At 34.0% G+C, this 21,047-nt stretch carries 20 protein-coding genes and 2 pseudogenes; 16 read left to right on the top strand and 6 right to left on the bottom strand.

The genetic code is table 11. The annotated features are described in order from the left end of the window. Nucleotides 1-324 precede the first annotated feature (324 nt). Nucleotides 325-2,343, top strand: coding sequence for a penicillin-binding transpeptidase domain-containing protein (locus OEV82_RS13305; protein ID WP_173661857.1), 2,019 nt, complete (start codon nt 325-327; stop codon nt 2,341-2,343). 71 nt (nt 2,344-2,414) lie between these two features. Here the strand turns inward: OEV82_RS13305 and OEV82_RS13300 are convergent, their stop codons facing one another. Then, nucleotides 2,415-4,004: a long-chain-fatty-acid--CoA ligase gene (locus OEV82_RS13300; RefSeq protein ID WP_173661859.1), complete on the bottom strand. Its 1,590-nt coding sequence runs from the start codon at nt 4,002-4,004 to the stop codon at nt 2,415-2,417. Between the two features lie 94 nt (nt 4,005-4,098). Then, a pseudogene (locus OEV82_RS13295) lies at nt 4,099-5,123 on the bottom strand (DUF2332 domain-containing protein). A gap of 552 nt (nt 5,124-5,675) precedes the next feature. Here OEV82_RS13295 and OEV82_RS13290 point away from each other — a divergent pair. The 5 genes from OEV82_RS13290 (at nt 5,676) to OEV82_RS13270 (ending at nt 10,089) form a co-directional block, all read left to right on the top strand. Further along, a complete protein-coding gene (locus OEV82_RS13290; RefSeq protein WP_173661861.1) occupies nt 5,676-5,975 on the top strand; it encodes a HesB/YadR/YfhF family protein in 300 nt (99 codons plus the stop codon). A gap of 150 nt (nt 5,976-6,125) precedes the next feature. After that, on the top strand, nt 6,126-6,845 hold the full coding sequence (locus OEV82_RS13285) for a YwiC-like family protein (protein ID WP_263062162.1): 720 nt from the start codon (nt 6,126-6,128) through the stop codon (nt 6,843-6,845). Nucleotides 6,846-6,929: 84 nt separating this feature from the next. Further along, nucleotides 6,930-8,336 (top strand): YfcC family protein, encoded by a 1,407-nt coding sequence (locus tag OEV82_RS13280; RefSeq protein ID WP_263062161.1) that lies wholly within the window; start codon nt 6,930-6,932, stop codon nt 8,334-8,336. Between the two features lie 192 nt (nt 8,337-8,528). Then, nucleotides 8,529-9,512, top strand: coding sequence for a GMP reductase (gene guaC, locus OEV82_RS13275; RefSeq protein ID WP_173661866.1), 984 nt, complete (start codon nt 8,529-8,531; stop codon nt 9,510-9,512). A gap of 229 nt (nt 9,513-9,741) precedes the next feature. Next, the gene (locus OEV82_RS13270; RefSeq protein ID WP_173661868.1) at nt 9,742-10,089 is read left to right on the top strand and encodes a phage holin family protein; all 348 of its coding nucleotides are present in this window, start codon (nt 9,742-9,744) and stop codon (nt 10,087-10,089) included. Nucleotides 10,090-10,145: 56 nt separating this feature from the next. Here the strand turns inward: OEV82_RS13270 and OEV82_RS13265 are convergent, their stop codons facing one another. Next, nucleotides 10,146-10,643: a nucleoside 2-deoxyribosyltransferase gene (locus OEV82_RS13265; protein WP_173661870.1), complete on the bottom strand. Its 498-nt coding sequence runs from the start codon at nt 10,641-10,643 to the stop codon at nt 10,146-10,148. A 589-nt stretch (nt 10,644-11,232) separates the two neighbouring features. On the opposite strand from OEV82_RS13265, the gene OEV82_RS13260 reads away from it, so the two are divergent. From OEV82_RS13260 to OEV82_RS13245, 4 genes are all read left to right on the top strand, one after another. After that, nucleotides 11,233-12,501 carry an extracellular solute-binding protein gene (locus OEV82_RS13260; protein ID WP_173661872.1) on the top strand — a complete coding sequence of 423 codons (1,269 nt, stop codon included), beginning with the start codon at nt 11,233-11,235 and terminating at the stop codon, nt 12,499-12,501. 136 nt (nt 12,502-12,637) lie between these two features. After that, complete coding sequence (locus OEV82_RS13255) at nt 12,638-13,912, top strand: carbohydrate ABC transporter permease (protein WP_263062164.1); 1,275 nt, start codon at nt 12,638-12,640, stop codon at nt 13,910-13,912. A 3-nt stretch (nt 13,913-13,915) separates the two neighbouring features. Beyond that, nucleotides 13,916-14,764, top strand: coding sequence for a sugar ABC transporter permease (locus OEV82_RS13250; protein WP_173661874.1), 849 nt, complete (start codon nt 13,916-13,918; stop codon nt 14,762-14,764). Between the two features lie 29 nt (nt 14,765-14,793). Then, nucleotides 14,794-15,600 carry a DUF1189 family protein gene (locus OEV82_RS13245; protein ID WP_263062160.1) on the top strand — a complete coding sequence of 269 codons (807 nt, stop codon included), beginning with the start codon at nt 14,794-14,796 and terminating at the stop codon, nt 15,598-15,600. Nucleotides 15,601-15,639: 39 nt separating this feature from the next. Here OEV82_RS13245 and OEV82_RS13240 read toward each other — a convergent pair whose 3' ends face one another. Then, a complete protein-coding gene (locus OEV82_RS13240) occupies nt 15,640-16,182 on the bottom strand; it encodes a transcription repressor NadR (RefSeq protein ID WP_173661878.1) in 543 nt (180 codons plus the stop codon). A 282-nt stretch (nt 16,183-16,464) separates the two neighbouring features. Here OEV82_RS13240 and OEV82_RS13235 point away from each other — a divergent pair, with 282 nt between their 5' ends. Then, entirely contained in the window at nt 16,465-16,890 is a 426-nt protein-coding gene (locus tag OEV82_RS13235; RefSeq protein ID WP_263062159.1) for a MarR family winged helix-turn-helix transcriptional regulator, read from the top strand. Nucleotides 16,891-16,971: 81 nt separating this feature from the next. After that, nucleotides 16,972-17,367: a transcriptional regulator SpxA gene (gene spxA / locus OEV82_RS13230; RefSeq protein WP_173661880.1), complete on the top strand. Its 396-nt coding sequence runs from the start codon at nt 16,972-16,974 to the stop codon at nt 17,365-17,367. A 51-nt stretch (nt 17,368-17,418) separates the two neighbouring features. Here the strand turns inward: spxA and OEV82_RS13225 are convergent, their stop codons facing one another. After that, nucleotides 17,419-17,916, bottom strand: coding sequence for a pyridoxamine 5'-phosphate oxidase family protein (locus OEV82_RS13225; protein WP_263062158.1), 498 nt, complete (start codon nt 17,914-17,916; stop codon nt 17,419-17,421). 191 nt (nt 17,917-18,107) lie between these two features. Here OEV82_RS13225 and OEV82_RS13220 point away from each other — a divergent pair, with 191 nt between their 5' ends. The 3 genes from OEV82_RS13220 to OEV82_RS13210 all read left to right on the top strand — a co-directional run bounded on the left by OEV82_RS13220 (nt 18,108) and on the right by OEV82_RS13210 (nt 20,169). Continuing rightward, nucleotides 18,108-18,275, top strand: a complete 168-nt coding sequence (locus tag OEV82_RS13220; RefSeq protein ID WP_173661885.1) for a hypothetical protein — start codon at nt 18,108-18,110, stop codon at nt 18,273-18,275. A 109-nt stretch (nt 18,276-18,384) separates the two neighbouring features. After that, nucleotides 18,385-19,227 carry a hypothetical protein gene (locus tag OEV82_RS13215; RefSeq protein WP_173661887.1) on the top strand — a complete coding sequence of 281 codons (843 nt, stop codon included), beginning with the start codon at nt 18,385-18,387 and terminating at the stop codon, nt 19,225-19,227. 138 nt (nt 19,228-19,365) lie between these two features. Next, on the top strand, nt 19,366-20,169 hold the full coding sequence (locus OEV82_RS13210; protein WP_173661889.1) for an EAL domain-containing protein: 804 nt from the start codon (nt 19,366-19,368) through the stop codon (nt 20,167-20,169). A 33-nt stretch (nt 20,170-20,202) separates the two neighbouring features. On the opposite strand, the pseudogene OEV82_RS13205 reads toward OEV82_RS13210, so the two are convergent. Further along, nucleotides 20,203-20,490: pseudogene (locus OEV82_RS13205) on the bottom strand (3D domain-containing protein); the annotation flags it as partial. A 367-nt stretch (nt 20,491-20,857) separates the two neighbouring features. Here OEV82_RS13205 and OEV82_RS13200 point away from each other — a divergent pair. Then, nucleotides 20,858-21,047, top strand: a 190-nt coding sequence (locus OEV82_RS13200) for a hypothetical protein (RefSeq protein ID WP_263062157.1), incomplete at its 3' end; no start/stop codon positions are given.

Here is a 21,047-nt window from a genome sequence, read left to right as displayed (position 1 = left end):
TATTGTCTGTACGCTTCGATAACATCCTAAATTTCCCCCGTTAACCAAGAATTCTATCCCTATTATACAAAAAAAGCCTGTAGATTTGGCCACTAGTTAGGGACTTTGTCTACAAGCTGAAACTTCCTATTCAAGAATAGGAAGTTTTTTTGTTAAAAAATGATTACATTTTTTTATAAAAATTACATATTTTTCTATAAAACATCGTGAAGTTTTTTGATGGATGAATTACAATATGGGTAGATTAAAAGTTTTAATCTTTTGTTACAATCATTGCAAGTGAAAGCATAACTGAAAATTAGGGATGGAATAGGAGGGGAAATTATGAAGAAACGATTCTTATTCTTTAGTATTCTTTTTTTATTTTTATTATTATCAGCTTGTAGTAAAAAAGATGATATCGTAAAACCGCAAGATGTATTTGATACTTATGTTAAACATTGGCAAAAAGGTGAATATGACAAACTTTATGATATGCATACTGAACAATCGAATGAGTTATATTCGAAGGAAGAATTTGTTGAAAGATTAGGAAAAATTTACCATGATTTAGAGATTACAGATTTAAAAGTTTCATTTAAAGCTCCTTCAGAAGAAATTTCAGAAGAGACGACAGAGGTAACCATTCCTTTCACCGTATCAATGAATTCAATGGCAGGTCCTATTGAATTTGATCATGAAGCAAATATGATCAAAGTAACTGATGACGAAGAGGAAAAAGAACATTGGTTAATCGAGTGGAATCACGGATTTATATTTGAAGGGATGCAACCGGATCAAAAGGTAGGCATTGAAACGGTTCCGGGTTCCCGGGGAGAAATTCTTGATCGTAATGGTAATGGTCTGGCAATAAATGGGGAAGTCATTGAAGTTGGACTTATTCCAGAACGAATTGAGGGTCAGGAAAATGAAGTGAAATCAAAACTTGCTGGTTATTTGAATTTGACAGTTGATGAAATTGAGCAAAAATTAAATGCAAGCTGGGTCCAACCTCATTATTATGTTCCAATTAAATCTGTTCCAAATACTCAAGTAGGATTAATAGAAAAAATTGAACAAATTCAAGGCGTACAAACACGAAAAGTTAGTGGTCGGGTTTATCCAATTGGAGAAGCTGCAGCCCATTTGATCGGTTATATTGGAGAAATTACAGCTGAAGAATTAGATGAAATGGAAGGGTATTCACCAGGAGATTATATTGGTAAACGTGGTCTTGAGCAAATTTTAGAAGATCGCTTACGTGCTGAAGATGGTGTGAAAATTTATTTAGAAAATCCTGATCAAACAAGAATTACTGTTGCTGAAAAACCAGTAAAAAATGGCGAAACGGTACAGTTAACTATAGATAGTAACTTCCAGCAAGAAATGTTGAAAAAATTTAACGGTAATGCAGGAACAGCAGTTGCCATCCATCCAAAAACAGGGGAGACTTTAGCGATTGTTAGCAGTCCTTCCTTTGATCCGAATACATATATGTTCATGTCCGCTAGTGAAAAGGAAGAATTAGAAAATAATCCGTTAAAACCAACTGTGAATCGCTTTGTCTTACCTCATACACCTGGTTCGGTTATGAAACTTTACACGGCAGTTATCGGATTAGAAACCGGTAAAATTAAACCAGATAAAGAAAGGAATATAACGGGCAAACAATGGCAAAAAGATGACACATGGGGAGGTTACTATGTCACACGCGTATCGGATCCGGGACGTCCTGTGAATTTAGAAGATGCCATGGTGTTATCAGATAATATATATTTTGCACAGACGGCGTTAGAGATAGGTGAAAAGGATTATATTGCTGGTCTGAAAAAGTTTGGTTTTGGTGAGAAAATTCCATATTCATATGCATTACAACCTTCGCAAATTTCCAATGAAGGTGGTTTAAGTGAGGAGATTTTATTAGCTGATACCGCCTATGGTCAAGGTGAAGTACAAACAAATATTGTACATTTAGCACTTAGTTACGGTGCTATCCTTAATAAAGGAAATCTCATTAAGCCTGTTCTATTAGCAGAAGAAGATCAATCGCAAATTTGGAAAGAAAGTGTTGTATCACCTAATCATGCCGATCTAATCGCAGATTACTTACGAAAAGTCATTACACAAGGTACAGGAAAGCCAGCTAATATGAGCGACTTGCCTCTTTCAGGTAAGACTGGAACAGCGGAAATCGCGAAAGCCAGTCAAGGCGAACAAGGAATGGAAAACAGTTTTTTTGTCGCTTATAATACGAATGAACAAGATCTATTAATCGCGATGATGATGGAAGGAACCCAGGAATTGGGCGGGACGAAAGTTGTTGTAGAAGCTGTGAAAAATTTGTTTGCGGAGTTTAAAAAGTAATAGTAGATTGAAAAATTAATTAAGGCAAGGGGGAGTTTCGCTCTACCTCTTGCCTTATATTCTCGTGCATATTAATTCACTCGTTTTACGCCTTGCCAATATTTTTCACGCAAACGAAATTTTTGGATCTTTCCTGTCGCTGTTTTTGGTAAAGCTTCAACGAATTCAACGGATTTTGGTGCTTTAAAATGAGCCATATTATCTCGACAATAGTCAATGATTTCTTTTTCAGTAACTTCTGCGCTTTCATGTAAAACAACAATGGCTTTTGGTACTTCACCCCATTTTTCATCCGGTACAGCAATGACAGCACATTCTAAAATAGCAGGATGTTTATATAGTACCCCTTCTACTTCTGTGGAAGATATATTTTCTCCACCGGAAATGATAATGTCCTTGGAACGATCGCGAATTTCAATGTATCCATCAGGATGGACAACGGCAAGGTCACCAGTATGGAACCAGCCATCAACGATTGCTTCCTTCGTTTTTTCAGGATCTTTATAATAACCTTTCATCACTACATTGCCACGGGTAACGATTTCACCAAGTTCTTTACCGTTCCATTCAACTTCTTCACCATTCGGACGAACAACTTTTGTTTCACCATTAAAAGCCATTTCGATTCCTTGTCGTGCTTTCAAGTTTGCCTGTTCATCTTCAGATAAACCTTGGTATTCTTCTTTCCATTCACAGTAAAGAATAAACGGTGTTGTTTCAGTAAGCCCGTAAACATGAATGATCTCTAAATTTAACAATTGTTGTGCTTTTTTGATGATTGCAGCAGCAGGTGGAGCTCCAGCTGTTGCCATCCGTGGTTTCGTTGTGACGTTCGTTTCTTTTACCTTTGGGTGGTTCATAATCATATTAATAACGATTGGAGCAGCACATAACAATGTGATGTTTTTTTTCTCAAATAAGTCAAGAATGACCGGTGGGTCTACTTTTCTTAAGCAAACATGGGTTGCGCCAGCAGCCGTAATCGCCCAAACGCCACCCCATCCGTTAGCATGAAACATAGGTAAAGTATGTAAATAAACATCATCATGGTGAACATGTAAATGGTATAAAAAGTCAGCTGCATTGAGATAATTATTCCTGTGTGTTAACATGACACCCTTTGGTCTTGAAGTTGTACCACTAGTATAGTTAATCGTCAATAAGTCATTTTCTTCAATTTGTATTTGAGGAAGTTCAACATGTGAAGCATGGTTAATAAAATCTTCATAATAAATAGCTTTTAAATTTGTTTCAAATCCATCGACAGCAACAACGATGATTTGTTCTACATTTAAGCGATCGACAATTTTCTCAATAGGAGGGGTGAACTCTTCATCGACAATGAGTATCTTTGCATCACTATGATTGATAATATATGCCATATCATCGGCAGAGATTCGATAGTTAAGGGGGACCATGACCGCACCAATTTGAGCGATTCCGTAAAAACATTCTAACATATAATGGGTATTGGGAAGCATAACGGCAACATGGTCCCCTTGGCGTATACCAGCTTGATACAGAGCCTTCGACAGTAAGTCTGTTCTCTCTGCAAATTGTTTGTATGTAAACTCCTTTTCCTCATCTATCACGGCAATTTTATTTGGATAATATTTGACTGCTCGCCGTTTCCAATCTAAAGGTGTTAATGGCGTTATCATTTTAGTCACTCCTTTTCCTCTATCATTTAATGGGTGGTGATTAAAATTAGTTATAATATATTTTATATTCTGAAAATTATAAAGTCAACAAAATCTAATTACATAACAAAGTAAACGCTTGGCCATGATCATCGATATCGGCAATGGTAATCGTGTATTCTCTTCCATTAATATAGTAATCTAAATGTAGAAGTGAATCTGTAATATGATTATAAAGGTGAAAAACATCCCTTTGTTGACCTATTTTTTTATCGTCTCTAATAAAGTTTGGCGGACTTCCTTTGACATTTGATTGGCAACAAAGGTATGAAAGATGCAAAGAGTCGAATTGGTTGGAATGTTTTTCATAATTGAAGGGAGAAGTTGTACACCATCACCTTCAATAAACTCAATCATACTTTTATGCTTTAAAAAATAATTCGAAGCTTCGATAAACTTCTTTCTTCGATCTTCATGTTCCGGCCAAATTAACGCTAACAACCAAAGACGATCCTCATCCTTTGATAAATCAACAATATTTAAGTCAATCCCGATCCGAAGTTGAACAGGAGGACTATTTTCGGATAATACTGGTTTTGATTTACCTCTTATTTTTGTACTAAGATGAACATTACTTTTTACATTTCCATATCGCTTTTCAGTCGAATAGGAATAACTGTATTGATCAAAAAGAAGCTGTAATCCTGCACTTGTGCCAATTTCAATAAGAGCAAGCGGCTTCCTTGTCATTTTATATATTTTCGAAAAACAAGGATATAGAAATGTACATCGTCTAACTTCATTAGTTTGAACATTTTTCGTTTGTAAAAGGTGAATAATCTCTTGTTTAAATTTTTGGCAAAAGTCACGGAAGTATGGAAAGGCATGTTTGTGTTCTTTAGGTTCGTCCACGATACTAGGATAAAACGTTTTCAATGGATGATCATAACCTTTATATAGGAGAAATTGTACGGCTGCAAATAGGAGATTCGGTATAGGCTGCCCCTCTTTGACATAGGTACATAAATCTAACAATAAATCATCTTTAGCTATTTTATAAGAAAAAAATTCATACATTGGTGAATAATTTTTACATTGTTCTCCAAAACGGATAAACTGATTGGCAATCACATCTTTCATTAAATCACCTCTATAATACAGGTTACGACGACAAACGGATTAGTCTCATGAGAGAAACGCTTGGTATTCAAGTTTAAAAAAGATCCAAGCAAGGTTATTTTGAGTTTTTGTAATGGTGTTCGCTTGATAAATATCTTTCAGATTATAACAACAAAGTCTCGACCAGATTGGAGTGATGGAGCATGTATATACTATGTCATAGTATTTTCCTTATATGAAATGGTAAGGGCGTTTCGATTACTAGAAATATAGCCCTGGAAATGATGCTCTTGCATACAGGTCGGTGCTTGAATCAGAATGATGCACATATTTTTTTATTTTAATAGAAACTTTCCTCACTTGTTCTTATTAAACTAAATTCATTATTTTCTTAATAAAAAGAAAAGTCAAATATAATGCGTTTGTTTTTTTAAATGATAAGTGAATTTTATCACATAAGTGTTCCAAAATATGTTTTAATATAAAGAGTAGAACATCACTAAGTATAATCAATAGTAATTAAAGGAAATTATATCTATAATAATGTTTAGATTCGTCCAGAGGAGTGAGCATATGAAAATCGAAGTAAGTGATTCAGCGATTAAATGGTTTAAAGATGAGATGGGGTTGGAAAAAGGAGACAAAGTGAAATTTTTTAGTCAAATATATGGTACGAGTCCAGTTCAACCTGGTTATGCATTAGGCTTTACGAAAGATAATTCACCTTTAGATATGGCTGTTTATACTGAAAAAGAAGGCATTCAATTTTATGTAGAAGAACGTGATTTATGGTTCTTTGATGGTCATGATCTTTTTGTCGATTACAATGAAGAACAGGATGAGCTTGTATACAATTATACGAAATCAGAATAAAATTAATCCCGCTTGTAAATTTCAAGCGGGATTTTGTATCGTATACAATTGCAAAGTTGAAAAACGGTAAAGATGTAAAAAAATTCACAGTTAAAAATGGTTAAACCAATTATAATTTTGTGTAGTTTTTAATGGAATGAGGTGGAGGACATGAAGCCAGTGATACCGAAACAACATGGTGCTTGGGCGATGCTTATAATTCCGTTTTTATTAAATGTTCTACTTGGAAATCCGAAAATTGGACATATTCCTTTATTTTTAGCATGGTTATTTCTCTATTTGTCGACGTATCCGTTCTTAATGTCGCTAAAGAAAACAAAGAAACAGAAAGAATTTATAAAATCGTTTGTTTTCTTTTTCCTTTCAGCATTACTATTTTTACTTTATCCATTGTTAGACGAACCGTGTCTCATTTATTTTGGACTTGCTATGATTCCGTTTTTCTACATCAACATGTATTTTTCTAAGCAAAAACAAGATCGAGCCTTATTGAATGATATAATTGCAGTCTTTATTTTTGGAATTGGTGGACTTGCAAGCTATTTTTATGGGACAGGTATAATCGATGAAAAAGCCGTCCTTATTTTTCTACTTATTTTCTTATATTTTCTTGGTACAATTTTTTATGTTAAAACAATGATTCGGGAAAAGAAAAATGTAAAGTATAAATATGTATCATGGGCATATCATATCGGATTGCAAGCTGTTTTCATCATCATTGGTCAATTTGGTTTTGCTCTTAGTTATTTATTTAGTACCATAAGAGCAATTATTTTATACGGTAAAAAAGTTTCGATCAAGACGATTGGAATAACTGAAATTTTGAGTTCGGTTTTCTTTACAATTATCATTATATTGGTGCTCATATAAGTCATAATGGTTGCGAATGCGATAAGTTTTCCCTATAATTTATTCGTTTTGAGAAATAATGAAAGAAAAAAGGACATCAGATCTATGTTTCGAGATAATAAGAATAATAAAAACTTTCGACCAGACGCTTATGTTATTTTATTTTGTGTACTTGTTTTGGTGGCAATTTTAACTTATATCATTCCTGCAGGATCCTTTGAAAGACAAACAAATGAACTTGGAATAACAACAATCGTTCCAGACAGTTACAAATTCGTAGAACGGCAACCAACCGACTTTTTTGACATTTTTTTAGCGATTCAAGAAGGATTCATTCGTGCCTCAGATATGATTTTCCTCGTTTTAATTATTGGAGGTACCTTTACTGTCATTGAGAAGACTGGTGCTATTGATGCATTAATCTTAAAAACAATTCAAAAAACAAAAAATCGCGAATGGTTATTATTTGCAGCAATAATTAGCATGCTATCTATATTAGGTGGAATGGGTATTATTTCCATTTCAGTTATTGCGTTTATTCCGATTGGGATAAGTTTAGCGAAGGCGATGAATTTGGATGCCCTTGTCGGTGTTGCTGTCATGTATTTAGGGGCGTACTCCGGATTTGCCATTGGATTTATGGACCCAATTCGGACTGGACTTGCACAACAAATAGCTGAGCTCCCTATTTATTCTGGTTTAGCATATCGTTTTGTTATTTTTATGATGATTGTAATCGTTACACTACTTTATATTATTTGGTATGCAAATCGTATAAAAAAAGATCCAAAGAAAAGTATATTAGCAGAGAATCGGTTCCCGAAATTAGACGTTCAAATGCAGAAAAGTATAACATTAGAATTCAACTTGCGACATCTGTTCGTACTTACCCCGTTAATATTCGGAATCGGTATTTATATTTATGGTGCACTTAGGTGGGATTGGTCGACTAATGAACTAGCAGCGATGTTTATTCTTATTGCATTATTAACCGCTATTTTTGATAAAATGGGTGCAAATGCCTTTGTTCAAACTTTTATAGATGGATGTAAAAACATTTTTTACGGAGCCGCTATTATTGGTTTAGCTCGAGGAATTGTCATTGTAATGGAAAACGGGATGATTATTGATACGATTGTTCAAGGTATTTATGCGACAATTCAATCGTTTTCCAATGTAACTGGGGCAATTGCCATGTTTATTGTCCATGGACTTTTTAATTTTGTCGTTTCTTCAGGCACAGCCCATGCGTCTATCATGATGCCAATTATGACTCCATTAGCAGATTTAATGAACATTCCAAGACAAGTTGCCGTGCAAGCTTATACAATGGGAGACGGTTTTACCAATGTGATTAATCCTCTATCTGGAACATTAATGGCGATCTTGGCGATTTCCGGCATTCCACTTACAAAATGGTTTAAATTTGCGGTACCCCTTGTACTCATTTGGTTTGCAATCGGCATGATTTTTATGGCGATGGCTGTTTGGATCAACTGGGGACCTATGTGATAAATAGTACAAAAGACGTATGTCATCATTGCTGACATACGTCTTTTTTTGAGTAAGAAAAGAATCCGGGATCTTGTACGAAAAAACTAATAATTAAAACTTTTGACAGCGACTGCAAAATAGGGTATATTATCAAAGGTCGAACATTTATTGATGTTTTTTAAAAAATCATTCGTTTTTGAGGTGGGTATCATGGAAAATGTATTTGATTATGAAGATATTCAATTAATTCCAGAAAAATGTATCGTGAAAAGTCGTAAAGAGTGTGATACATCAATCGAATTTGGTGGACGTAAATTCCGGTTACCAGTAGTCCCATCCAATATGCAAACCATAATAGATGAAAAAATTGCCATCTATCTAGCTGAAAATGATTATTTCTATATTATGCACCGTTTTAAACCTGAAACCCGTTTAGATTTTGTGAAAGAGATGCAAGAGCGTGGGTTATATGCTTCGATTTCAGTGGGCGTAAAAGAAGAAGAGTTTGATTTTATAATAGAATTAGCGGATGCAGGATTAACTCCAGAATACATTACTATTGATATTGCTCACGGACATGCGGATACTGTCATCAGTATGATCAAACATATTAAAAAATACCTTCCAAATAGTTTTGTTATTGCCGGTAATGTTGGTACACCACAAGCTGTACGTGATTTAGAACAGGCCGGTGCTGATGCAACAAAAGTTGGTATCGGCCCAGGTAAAGTATGTATTACAAAAATAAAAACAGGATTCGGTACGGGAGGCTGGCAATTAGCAGCACTTCGCTGGTGTGCGAAAGCCGCAACCAAACCTGTTATTGCGGACGGTGGAATTCGTACTCACGGTGATATTGCAAAATCCATTCGTTTCGGTGCTTCCATGGTTATGATCGGTTCTTTATTTGCTGGTCATGAAGAGTCCCCTGGCGAAACCATTGAAAAAGACGGTAAATTATATAAAGAATATTTTGGATCTGCTTCTGAATTCCAAAAAGGTGAACGAAGAAATGTGGAAGGTAAAAAAATGTGGGTTGAATATAAAGGTCCATTACAAAATACGTTAACTGAAATGGAAGAAGATTTACAGTCTTCTATTTCCTATGCCGGCGGCAACAAATTAAGTGCTTTACGTAATGTCGACTATGTTATTGTTAAAAACTCTATTTTTAATGGGGATCGTGTTTATTAATTGGATAGATTAGCAGATTAACGCAAAGGTGAGAAACCTTTGCGTTTTTTTACTTTATGGTTACCCGATGACAAACTATACTTTTTTAAGAAAAAATATTCCTCTAAAGGGGTCAATCCTTGTAAACGAATCCACAACCTGTTTTTTATGAATGTTTGAATAAACTTGCAGGTATAATAGGAATTTTACCGAAATATGATATAATTGAATGGATTAGGAGGATTTAAAAATGATTTGGTTATTACGAATTTTATTAATTGGGGCAGGGTTGATACTAATTGATACTCTCATGCCTTCAGTGACGATTGAAAGTTATTGGGTAGCGGTTTTGTTTGTATTGATTTTCACCCTTATCAATTTTATTGTAAAACCTATATTAATTTTATTAACGTTGCCTATTACTTTACTTACTCTCGGATTATTTTTGTTTATTATTAATGGATTTGTGTTTTATTGGTCTGCACAATTAGTAGATGGTTTTGAAGTAGAAAGTTTCGGTAGTGCTTTAATCGCTTCAATCTTAATGTCAATCATACAAGCCATTGTTAATCGGATTACGGCTGAAACAGAACGATGAAACCGTTGCAATTCAATAACTTTGACGAATAAAAGCTCATTCAATTGAACGAGCTTTTATCTATTTTTTACATAGGTTAGAATAGCGTCTTTTAAAGATTCAATATCTGAATAGATGCCACCAGATTTTTTTATTTTTCCAACAACATAAAGATTACGGTAAACGAATTGATTTTCCGTTGGATCATTGATTAAAGCTTCAATTTTTCGTTTATTTCCTGTTCCTTGTTGACGTGTGTCAGTAAATAAACCAAACACTTTTTTACCTAAGGTTGTGGCAACGCCAATTTCACAGGCTACTCCGGAATCAATTTCGACGCCATCTATGACAGCAATGACAAAATCAGATTCTTTAAGGTAAGCGTCGTCACCATCAGCGATCATTATACTATCTGCATAACTGTTCTTATCATTAATTGCTAAATTTTCTTGTGGTACATATAAATCAAGTTTGACCTTATTTTTGTTAAAAAGTTCGCGTATCTCCTTTGCAATTTGTTCATTTAATAAGCGATCTCCAAGTCCGAACAAGCCGTTTGCTAAATATCCCTTCATACAATTTCCTCCTAAACGATTTAACTATCATTTTAATACTAATTGATGGATATTTTTTTTACAATAGATGTTGTTTGTGGAACACAATCTTATGAAAAGTGTTCTATCGAACATTGAGGATTAGATTGTGAAGTTAAGAACAAGAGTTCTCGTGGACAAAAGGAGCTAGAAAAGAAGAGGAAATGTCTTCGGAAGCTAGTCTCGCGGACAATATGCGTAAGAAAAAAGAGGAAATGTTCTTGAGCGTTCCTCATACTTTTCTTTTTTTGTCGTTACCCCTAGACATACCCACCAAATAAGCATTTGTATTTTTTGTTCTAATGCCATTATCCCCGTCAATGTTCCAAAATAACAATTCTCTCATCCCTTATATTACTAATTTTTTCGGCAAGAAATTAGGCTTGTGTTCATATGATTGTAATGAAGTTCCTTGATCATTTAGATAGAATGTATTGTTTATATTTCAGAACAACCTTTATACCAACATAGTAGATTTCGATAAATTTTAGCGAGGGGGGTGGTACAGGTTCGAAATATCCCAATAGTCATCCCATCTTTTTAACTTTACGAATTCTTAGGAGGGGAATCATTGAAAAGAAATCGGTTAAAACAAATCTTTATTGTTTTGATTGCAATAAGTCTCCTATTTCTTAGTGCGTGTGGTGGGGGAGGAAATGATAAAAAATCGAATGAGGGCAGTGGGAAAGATCATCAAAACGTATTAAAAGTGTCTGTAGATGGAATGTATATAGATTACTTAAATGAAATCAAATCCGATTTTGAAAAGGAACATCGTGTTACGGTAGAAATTACGGAAAAGGACATGTTTGAAACATTAGAGGCACTGGCGTTAGATGGTCCTGCAGGAATTGCACCGGATGTGATGATTGCTCCATATGATCGTGTCGGTAATTTAGGGCAACAAGGTCATTTGGCAGAAATAAGTTTGCCTGAAGATGGTCGCTATGACGATACGGATAAACAACAAGTAACGATTAATGGAAAAATATATGGGGCACCTTTTGTCATCGAAACACTTGTCCTTTACTATAATAAAAATTTAATAGATGATGCGCCGACTACTTTTGAAGAGTTAGAAGCATTAGCAAAAGATGACCGATTTGCTTTTGAATCAGAAAAAGGGAAAAGTACAGCATTTCTAGCAAACTGGGTAGATTTTTATATGACTTACGGATTAATTTCTGGTTATGGTGGATATGTTTTCGGAAATGACGGAACAGATACAACCGATATAGGTTTAAATACGGAAGAAGCTATTGAAGGAATTGAATATGCAGTAAAGTGGTATCAAGAGATTTGGCCACAAGGGATGCTGGATGTATCAACCGCAAGTAATTTTATCGATACTCAATTTACCTCTGCTAAAGCAGCAGCGATTATAGGAGGACCGTGGTCTGCGGCAACTTACAAGGAAGCGGGAATTGATTTTGGAGTATCTAAGATTCCTACTTTACCAAATGGAGAAGAGTATCAACCATTTGCCGGTGGAAAAGCTTGGGTTATAAGCAATTATTCGAAAAACAAAGAGCTTGCAGCTGAATGGATAAATTATATAACAAACGAGGTTCAGCAGCAAAAATTATATGAAATGTTAAATGAAGTTCCTGCCAACCAAGGGACAAGAGAAATTGTGGCTAGTGGTGATGATGATTTAGCTAGAGCTGTCATTGAGCAATATCATTCCGCTGTCCCAATGCCAAATATCCCTGAAATGGCAGAAGTATGGACTGGTGCGGAAAACTTAATGTTTGATGCAGCAAGTGGGAAGAAAACAGCAGAACAGTCAGCAAATGATGCTGTACAAATTATTAAAGAAAATATTGAACAAAAATATTAACAAACATTGGTTACCAATTAGAGACAGATCCATAAGCTTTCTAGATTTGGCAGAGAGAACACTCGGACTCTCTGTCAAATTTTTTAAAAAAAGGCGGTGTTTACTATTGGAAGTTGATGAAAATAATAAAAAGTCCATGAAAATCGCAACTTTTCTTTCTATCATACTACCTGGTTCAGGTCAATTTTACAATAAACAACCGTTTAAAGGGACCCTCTTTCTAGCCTTGTTCTTATTGTTTGTTCTAGAAATGATTCAATTCGGTTATCGTGCACTTATCGGATTAGTAACATTAGGAATAACACCTGGGGAAGATCATTCATTGTTTTTGCTTATCGAAGGTTCGATACAAGTATTAATCATCGTGATTTTTCTTATTTTTTACTTTATTAATATTTATGATGCGAGACGTGTTGCAACATTGGCAGAAAAAGGAATACCGATTAACAACTCTGTTAAACAAATATTGGTGAATGTTTATCAAAATGGATTTCCTTATTTATTAACATTTCCAGCCTATGTTGCAATGATATTTACAATTTTATTTCCAGTGCTTGTTACGATTTTTACGGCGTTTACAAATTATGATTTTTATCATATCCCACCAGCGAATCTAGTGGATTGGGTCGGTTTTGACAATTTTTTTAACATATTCGTTTTAAGTTCCTATCGTGATACGTTTATCTCTGTCCTTACCTGGACAATGATATGGACAATTGCAGCAACGACATTACAAATAGTGATTGGAATGATTACAGCAGTGGTTTTAAATCAAAAATTTATTAAAGGAAAACGGATTTTTGGGGTTATCTTTCTTCTACCTTGGGCTGTGCCGGCATTTATTACCATTATGAGTTTTTCCAATATGTTCAACGATAGTATAGGGGCTATTAATACACAAGTCATTCCTTTCTTAAATCATTTGCCATTTATTGATATTGAAGCGATCTCTTGGAAAACAGATCCTTTTTGGACAAAGGTTGCCATCATTCTTGTGCAAGGTTGGCTTGGGTTTCCGTTTATTTATGTACTAGTTTCAGGAATTTTACAATCGATCCCTGAGGATCTATATGAAGCGGCGAAAATTGATGGCGCCAATGCTTTTCAACGATTTAAAACGATCACCTTACCATCTATATTTGCTATTGCAACGCCAATCTTTGTGACTCAATATACGGGCAATTTCAATAACTTTACGATGATTTATTTATTTAATGAGGGTGGCCCTGGTAGTGTCGGGGCAGGAGCAGGGTCAACAGATATTTTAATATCATGGATATATAAATTAACGACAGGTACATCGCCTCAATATTCTATTGCGGCTACGGTGACGTTAGTCATTTCCATAATCGTGATTGGCATCTCCTTAATTGTTTTTAAAAAAACAAAGGCATTTGAAATGGAGGATTAAGCGATGAAAAAACACATAAGTCCAAAATCTTCCCGATTCATTCGAATTATATTTACGTATTTTTACTTAATTTTACTGTCCGTGATGATTATATACCCGTTATTAATTACAGCTAGTTCTGCTTTTAAAAAAGGAAATTTAACCGCCTTTGATTTAAATTTTCAGGCAGATTGGACGTTGGAACATTTTCGTCGGCTATTTACAGAAACTTTATATGGTGAGTGGTATTTCAATACGTTGATGATTGCAATTGTCGCAATGATTGTCCAAGTTTCCGTCGTTACTTTAGCAGGTTATACGTATAGTCGTTATCGTTTTGTTGGCCGTCAAAAATCATTGATGTTTTTTCTTGTCATGCAAATGGTACCAACGACTGCAGCGTTAACCGCCTTTTATGTTATGGCCTTGCTTTTAGGTGCATTAGATCACGGATGGTTTTTAACATTTTTGTATATTGGTGGGGGAATTCCCATGAATACGTGGCTGATGAAACGGTATTTTGACACGGTTCCTTTGGATCTAGATGAGTCAGCAAAGCTAGATGGTGCAGGACATTTTCGCATTTTTTGGCAAATTGTTTTACCTTTAGTCAAACCAATGATTGCAGTGCAGGCACTATGGGCATTTATGACACCTTTCGGGGAATATATGTTAGCGCGGTTTTTATTACGATCACCGGAAAATTATACGGTAGCTATTGGGCTGCAAACCTTTATTAACAATCCGTTAGAACAGAAGGTCGCTTTATTTGCAGCAGGTGCTATATTAATTGCCGTTCCTATCAGTATACTATTCTTTTTATTACAAAAATATTTTGTATCCGGGTTAACGGCAGGGGGAACAAAAGGATAAAGAGTATAGGTGAAGGATGATGTGAAACGATGCGAACAAAACCTTTTCCATTAAATTATTTTCTAAGTGTTTGGTCAGTACGAAATATCATTCGCTATAAAGATATATTAAATTGGTTGCAAATCATCCTTGTTCTTTTCTTTTTAAATGGATTAATGATGATGCCAGTGTCCTTAAACTATAATAAACTGACAAGTTTTTCTATTGATCAAACATATCCTGGCCCATTCGAACTTTTAAATGAACAATTTGTAAATGAAATTCAAACGACTTCAGTTTTGAACGGTAGACTGACAAGCAAAGAAACATTTATTGAGAAAAATAACAGAGGAGTAGTCGGGATAAATATGAATGAAAAACAATTAAAAGAAGCACTAGAAAAGGAACAAGCATTCGTTCTACAACAAAATGAAATCATCATAAAAGATAGGGAGAAGCCGGTTGAAAAAGTATACTATCCGAAGGAATTTTCTTTTGAACATATTGATACTATAGAAGATGTAAAAAAGGTCATTTCGAATTTATGGTTTATGCAAAATAAAGTGTATATTATTGGTACGTTACTATTTGTTTCCTTTACCATATTATTATCGAGTTTACTTCTTATTGTTACTGGATGTGCACTGTTTCTTTATATCTCCAAAAGAACGACTTCGATACAAAATTTTAAAGAAGCGATGAATCTTATTTTAAATTGTTTGGCAATACCAACCGTATTGGCAATGGTTGTAGGATTGTTCCATTTTAATATTATGACGATGATGATCATTCAAATGATTGGTTTTCTTATTCTTTTAGTGTACGTATTTTTTAATATGCAAATCCATCACTCGTAAAGGAAAAAAGGGTCTTATTGACCCTTTGAATCCAACATCCTACTTTATTAAAATTCCTTTTTTTTCTAATTCTTCACAAACAGCCTGTAATTTTTCAACAGAATCTGACTCAATCGTATGTAAATGGATACCGCCGCTTAAAATCAACAAGTAGGGGGAGTTTGTTTCTTCAATTTTATTCACAAATTGATCGACTTCCTTTCGATTGCTTAGACGTAAATCAGCGGTAATATCACCATAGATTGGGTGTTCGACAATGACATTTTTAACGGTTACACCATGGTCCACAATCGTATACAATTCCTCTCTCGTTTGTTCGGGAGTATGTTTGCAGACGATTACCTTTGTCTCCAGTCCCTTATCTATATCTTCTTTAAAATAAATATATCCTTGACTTGTTGCGACGATCGGTTCTTTTTTTGCCTTTAAAATGGAAATGTCTTGAACAATGACTTGACGACTAACGTTTGTCATTTTGGCAAATTGACTACCTGATATTGGTTCCTTCGCCTTTTTTAATTGCGAAATAATAAATTCTTGTCTTTCCGATGCTGTCATTTTTTCTTCTTTCAAGTGATCCATCTCCTTTCTAATAATGTTACCACATTTATCAGGTTAGAAATTTAAGCCAGTTCAAATTTTAATATAATAATCATTATACTATATCGAACGAAAAGATCGCATGTAATCAAGTCATTCTTCATGGTATGTGAACGGTTTAAAGGAAAAATGCAAGCAAAATTGGATTTGAAAGATATGATTGTATTTGACAAACGGATAAATTTGAGTTAAAATTATCTCGAAATTAAGATATACAAAGTTGTAAAAAAACAAAATGAAGTAATATAGAATGGAGGGAAACCAGTGAAAGAGATTGATCCTATTCTTGTCTATAAAAAAATGGTTTGTACCACCCATTCTATTCAAGAAGTGATAAAACAATTAATCAGTCAATATCAAATCAATCATAATGAATTTTTAGTGCTTGAACTTTTATATCAAGAAGGGGAACAACCGATACAAAAAGTTGGAAAAAAAGTATTCATTGCAAGCAGTAGTATTACGTATGTGATTGATAAACTTGAAAAGAATGGTTATATTCAAAGAATACCTTGCAAAGAAGATCGTCGCGTTATGTATGCAAAGATAACGGAATTAGGTACAAAAATGATGGAAGAATTATATCCACAATATCAAGAAAAATTAAACATGATATTTGCTGACTGTCAAGAGAAGGAAATGAATGAATTGGCTCATATGTTAACTAAAGTTGAACAAAATGCATTTTAATTTTTTTAAAAATAAATATCTCGAATTTAAAAATTCTAAAACGAGAGTATGTTTTTTACTCTTGAAGGGAGAGGTTGTTATATGGTTACCTTGTATGTAACTTCAAGCTGTTTGTCATGTCGAAAAGCAAAAGACTGGTTGATTAAAAATGATATCCCTTTTAAAGAAAGAAATATTTATAATGAACCACTAAGTTTAGCGGAAATAAAAAATATTATGCGACTAACAGATGAGGGCACAGAAGAAATTATTTCAAAACGCTCGAAAACATATCAAGAATTAAAAATTGATGTCAACCAATTAACATTAAAGGAATTATATGAATTGATTCAAAAGTATCCAAGTATTTTAAAAAGACCGATTATGGTTGATGAAAAACGATTACAAGTCGGATATAACGAAGACGAAATTCGGAAATTTTTACCAAGAAAAGTACGTGAATATGAACTGTACGAATTACAAAAAATGATCAATTAATAGTGCAAAAAATGGAACGGGACTTCCTTACCGGAATGACCCGTTCCTCTTTTAATGTCGAAAACCCTCATTCAACTTACCTGTCATTTTTTCGATTTGTATTTCAAATAAGTCAATTTTCGGTAGGGCAGGATATCCCTTTTCAAAATTCCATTCTGGATTACCGTATTTTTCAAGTAACCGATCAAAAAACCATTCTTTTTTAGCATCTTCATCAATTTTCTTAATTTGACCGAATACAACAACGCTTCTATAAACTAAAGCTGATTGACACGCATATTTTTTTCCTGGATGAATATCCCCCATCTCACATACTTCTATACTTACTTTTGGATTCTCTTTGATGTTTTCAACAAAATGGCTTTTTCGTAGGTTACCAGTATGTATATATATTTTATCTTTTCCATCATAAAAATAAATGAGTGGGATGACATATGGATATCCTTTGTTATCAACCGTTGCAACATGGGCAATTTCAGCTTGTTTCAAAAATTTGATGACTTGTTCATCTGACATTTTTCTTTTTTCGTTTGCGATAATACCTTTCAACCGACTCTCCCTTTCCTCAAAAAAATATATTTAAAATACATTATTTACAGAAATATTTTAACATAACGATAATTATTTTTAAACTGTTCGATTGGAGAAATGTTGACAACATATAAATACCTATTTTGAAATATTGCTCAAAGTGTTACAATTAAAATAGTGAATAAATCAGTATTTAATGAGGTGTATAAATGGATATTAAAGATATATTAAAAATTATCTTAGTTGTTTTAGCGGCCATTTTTATCATTAAACTATTAGTAGAACTTGTCATCGGGATTGTACTTTTTATATTAAGTGTCATTGTTATTGGTGGCGGTCTTTATATTGCTTGGAGAATTATAAAAAAATATCTATGACTATGAAGTACGTCTTAATATAAGGCGTACTTTTATTTTTTTATAAAATTATAATTTTGTTTTTGCCAGTAAAAAATAAATGAAAAATGAAAAGGAAGTTTTGTAGGTCATGAAGAAAATAATACAATGTTCTCTCATTATCACCTTCATTTTTGGGTATGGAATATCCGTTTTCGCTAAAGACGTTTGGGAAGATGTAAATACACCTCTAAGTTTTCGAATTGAATTGCTGCCATGGGAAGAAGTAGATGAAATCTTGCCAAATAAATCCAAATTTGCGATTATTGATGTGGAAACGGGGTTATTATTTCATGTACAACGACGTGCAGGAAGCCGGCATGCTGACGTTCAACCTTTAACAAGTGAAGATACAATGATAATGAAGAAAATATATAATGGAAAATGGAGTTGGAATAGGAAAGCAATCATTGTATTAGCGGGGGATAAAATGATTGCCGCGTCAATGAGTGGAATGCCACATGGTGCAGGTGCCTTGAAAAATAACTTCCGGGGTCATTTTTGTGTACATTTTTTCGGTAGTACAACTCACCGATCAAACAGAGTAGATCCAGCCCATCAACTCATGATTTTGAAAGCGAGTGGAAAATTGGAAGACTATTTACAAAAAGCAAGTATAAATGAAGTTTTACAAGCCTTTGCTGTTGGGGTGAATCAAAAGGATGAAACATTGTTTCATTTAGTAAGTACTGGTCATGAATGTAAAGGGTGTTTTGAGGAAATGGTAAAGAACGTTTCTTATTTCAATTTCGTAAGTACAGAGGATATTTCAAACGACGATGGACTATTTGTAAAAATCATGCATGCAAAAGTAGAGTATTTGAATGAACAGCATCAAAAAGTGCGTAAGACGATTGATTTACTATTACAACGTGGTAGCCCTTATGAACAATGGCAAATTGATTTGAAACATGTTATGTCTGCCATCGAATAGGATATTTTTTTGTTTAGTTCTTTTTTACTATTTTCTACCAATTTTATCCAATATTGTTGTGAATTCCGGACTATTTCTATATAATTATTTTAATGCAAAAATGTGTGTAAAAATACAAGATATATTAGAGGTGTCAGTATGAACATCACTATAGACCCAAGCGTGATAAAAAGTGAATTAGAAAAATCGATTACAAAAAAAGAATTATATATGGAATACCAACCAAAAATTAATATTGTTGAAGGAAAAGTAGCTGGGTCTGAGGCACTCATTCGTTGGAAACATCCGATATTCGGTAATGTCCCCCCAGCAAAATTTATTCCTTTTGCATGCGAACACAACTTAGACCATAAAATTATGGAGTATGTCGTAGACAGCGTTTGTGAACAAGTGAAACAATGGCACAAAGATAAAGTTCCTGTTTCGAACATATCATTTAATTTGTCACCGAAAAGTTTTTTAAATTCAAAATTAGTAAACAAGATTACAGCTATCTTTAATAAACACGAACTTTCAACAGAATTTTTTGAAATTGAAATCACGGAAGAAGCAATACTGCAAAGACCAGATTTAGTTCATCAACAATTTTCTCAGTTAAAAGATTTAGGATTTAAGATTACGTTGGATCACCTAGGTATTGGTGATGCATCGTTTTCCAGGTTGACTGAGTATCCATTTGATACGATTAAAATCGATCGCTCTTATATTCGTGATATTGATCGCAGTTACGATAGTCGTTATATTGTGAAATCATTTATTGAAATATGTAAACGTATAGGAAAAAAAGTAGCAGCTGAAGGGGTAGAAAACAAGGAGCAACTTATGATCCTAAAAGAATTAGATTGTGACGAGATTCAAGGGTTTTATTACAGTCCATCTATCCCGGGTGATGAAATGGCCAAATGGTATGAAATGGAAAGGGTTGTCGTTAATTCATTTTAATATGAAAAAGGTCTAGCCAAATAGGATAGACCTCTAAGAATTCAAAATAGTTACCTTTACCGTTCGAACGCCCCAATCAAAGGCTTCTTTTTCACTCGGAACATATAAATCTATTTTATTTCCTTTGATTGCTCCTCCAGTATCACCAGCAATAGCGTAACCATAACCTTCTACATAAACTTTTGAATGAAGTGGGATCACATTCGGATCTACGGCGATCACTTTCGCATTTGGATTTTCATTTAAATTAATCCCCGTTTTTGTAATGCCTGATCCGCCGGCACTTTCAATGGTATATGCTGTTGCTGTTACTGTAAGAGTTGTTTCTTCTTTTTTTATATTGTTAAGTTGTTCAACATCTATCTGTTTTTCATCAACGCGGGTTTTCCTTGTTTCATTCGTCTGGAAGTTCTTTATCGTATCTATATTATTGATATTGGTATCGTTTGTTTCCCTCTTTTGATCATCTGAAATAGGATGAATCAATAAACTGGCGGATAAAAAACTTGCTACAATTGTATAAATTGGTTTATTCATGATGTATCCTCCTTGATGACTAGATGTATCATAACAAGTTTTTCTTACAAAGGAATTACAACAGAATTAAAAAATATTAATGGAATATTTCAATCAATAAGATTGTATCGCTTCTGTAATAAAGGGGAATTTTCTGAAAAGAGAAAAGAAGATGAATGGAAGAAATCTATTAAATCCTCATTTTTTAAGTAAAAATATAGAGGCTGATAGAGTCAGCCTCTCAGACTGTCGACAAACCCCAACTCAAATGCTTCATTTGAGTTGGGATTTGTCTTTTTTTGCTCATCATTTTCTAAGATTCTTATCTTATTTAGGCTGGACATGGTCTTTTCCATGTCCAG

This window comes from Pallidibacillus thermolactis (assembly GCF_025660415.1).
In the GTDB taxonomy this organism is placed as follows: domain Bacteria; phylum Bacillota; class Bacilli; order Bacillales; family Caldibacillaceae; genus Pallidibacillus; species Pallidibacillus thermolactis.
This window is presented reverse-complemented; position numbering and strand designations above follow the sequence as displayed.

Excerpts from the sequence above, each read along its gene's own strand:
- OEV82_RS13215 (WP_173661887.1), top strand. The coding sequence starts at position 18,385 with ATGAAGAAAATAATACAATGTTCTCTCATTATCACCTTCATTTTTGGG.
- guaC (WP_173661866.1), top strand. The coding sequence starts at position 8,529 with ATGGAAAATGTATTTGATTATGAAGATATTCAATTAATTCCAGAAAAA.
- OEV82_RS13290 (WP_173661861.1), top strand. The coding sequence starts at position 5,676 with ATGAAAATCGAAGTAAGTGATTCAGCGATTAAATGGTTTAAAGATGAG.
- OEV82_RS13240 (WP_173661878.1), bottom strand. The coding sequence starts at position 16,182 with ATGGATCACTTGAAAGAAGAAAAAATGACAGCATCGGAAAGACAAGAA.
- OEV82_RS13305 (WP_173661857.1), top strand. The coding sequence starts at position 325 with ATGAAGAAACGATTCTTATTCTTTAGTATTCTTTTTTTATTTTTATTA.
- OEV82_RS13280 (WP_263062161.1), top strand. The coding sequence starts at position 6,930 with ATGTTTCGAGATAATAAGAATAATAAAAACTTTCGACCAGACGCTTAT.
- OEV82_RS13255 (WP_263062164.1), top strand. The coding sequence starts at position 12,638 with ATGAAAATCGCAACTTTTCTTTCTATCATACTACCTGGTTCAGGTCAA.
- OEV82_RS13300 (WP_173661859.1), bottom strand. The coding sequence starts at position 4,004 with ATGATAACGCCATTAACACCTTTAGATTGGAAACGGCGAGCAGTCAAA.
- OEV82_RS13210 (WP_173661889.1), top strand. The coding sequence starts at position 19,366 with ATGAACATCACTATAGACCCAAGCGTGATAAAAAGTGAATTAGAAAAA.
- OEV82_RS13245 (WP_263062160.1), top strand. The coding sequence starts at position 14,794 with ATGCGAACAAAACCTTTTCCATTAAATTATTTTCTAAGTGTTTGGTCA.
- OEV82_RS13285 (WP_263062162.1), top strand. The coding sequence starts at position 6,126 with ATGAAGCCAGTGATACCGAAACAACATGGTGCTTGGGCGATGCTTATA.
- OEV82_RS13265 (WP_173661870.1), bottom strand. The coding sequence starts at position 10,643 with ATGAAGGGATATTTAGCAAACGGCTTGTTCGGACTTGGAGATCGCTTA.
- OEV82_RS13270 (WP_173661868.1), top strand. The coding sequence starts at position 9,742 with ATGATTTGGTTATTACGAATTTTATTAATTGGGGCAGGGTTGATACTA.
- OEV82_RS13220 (WP_173661885.1), top strand. The coding sequence starts at position 18,108 with ATGGATATTAAAGATATATTAAAAATTATCTTAGTTGTTTTAGCGGCC.
- OEV82_RS13250 (WP_173661874.1), top strand. The coding sequence starts at position 13,916 with ATGAAAAAACACATAAGTCCAAAATCTTCCCGATTCATTCGAATTATA.
- spxA (WP_173661880.1), top strand. The coding sequence starts at position 16,972 with ATGGTTACCTTGTATGTAACTTCAAGCTGTTTGTCATGTCGAAAAGCA.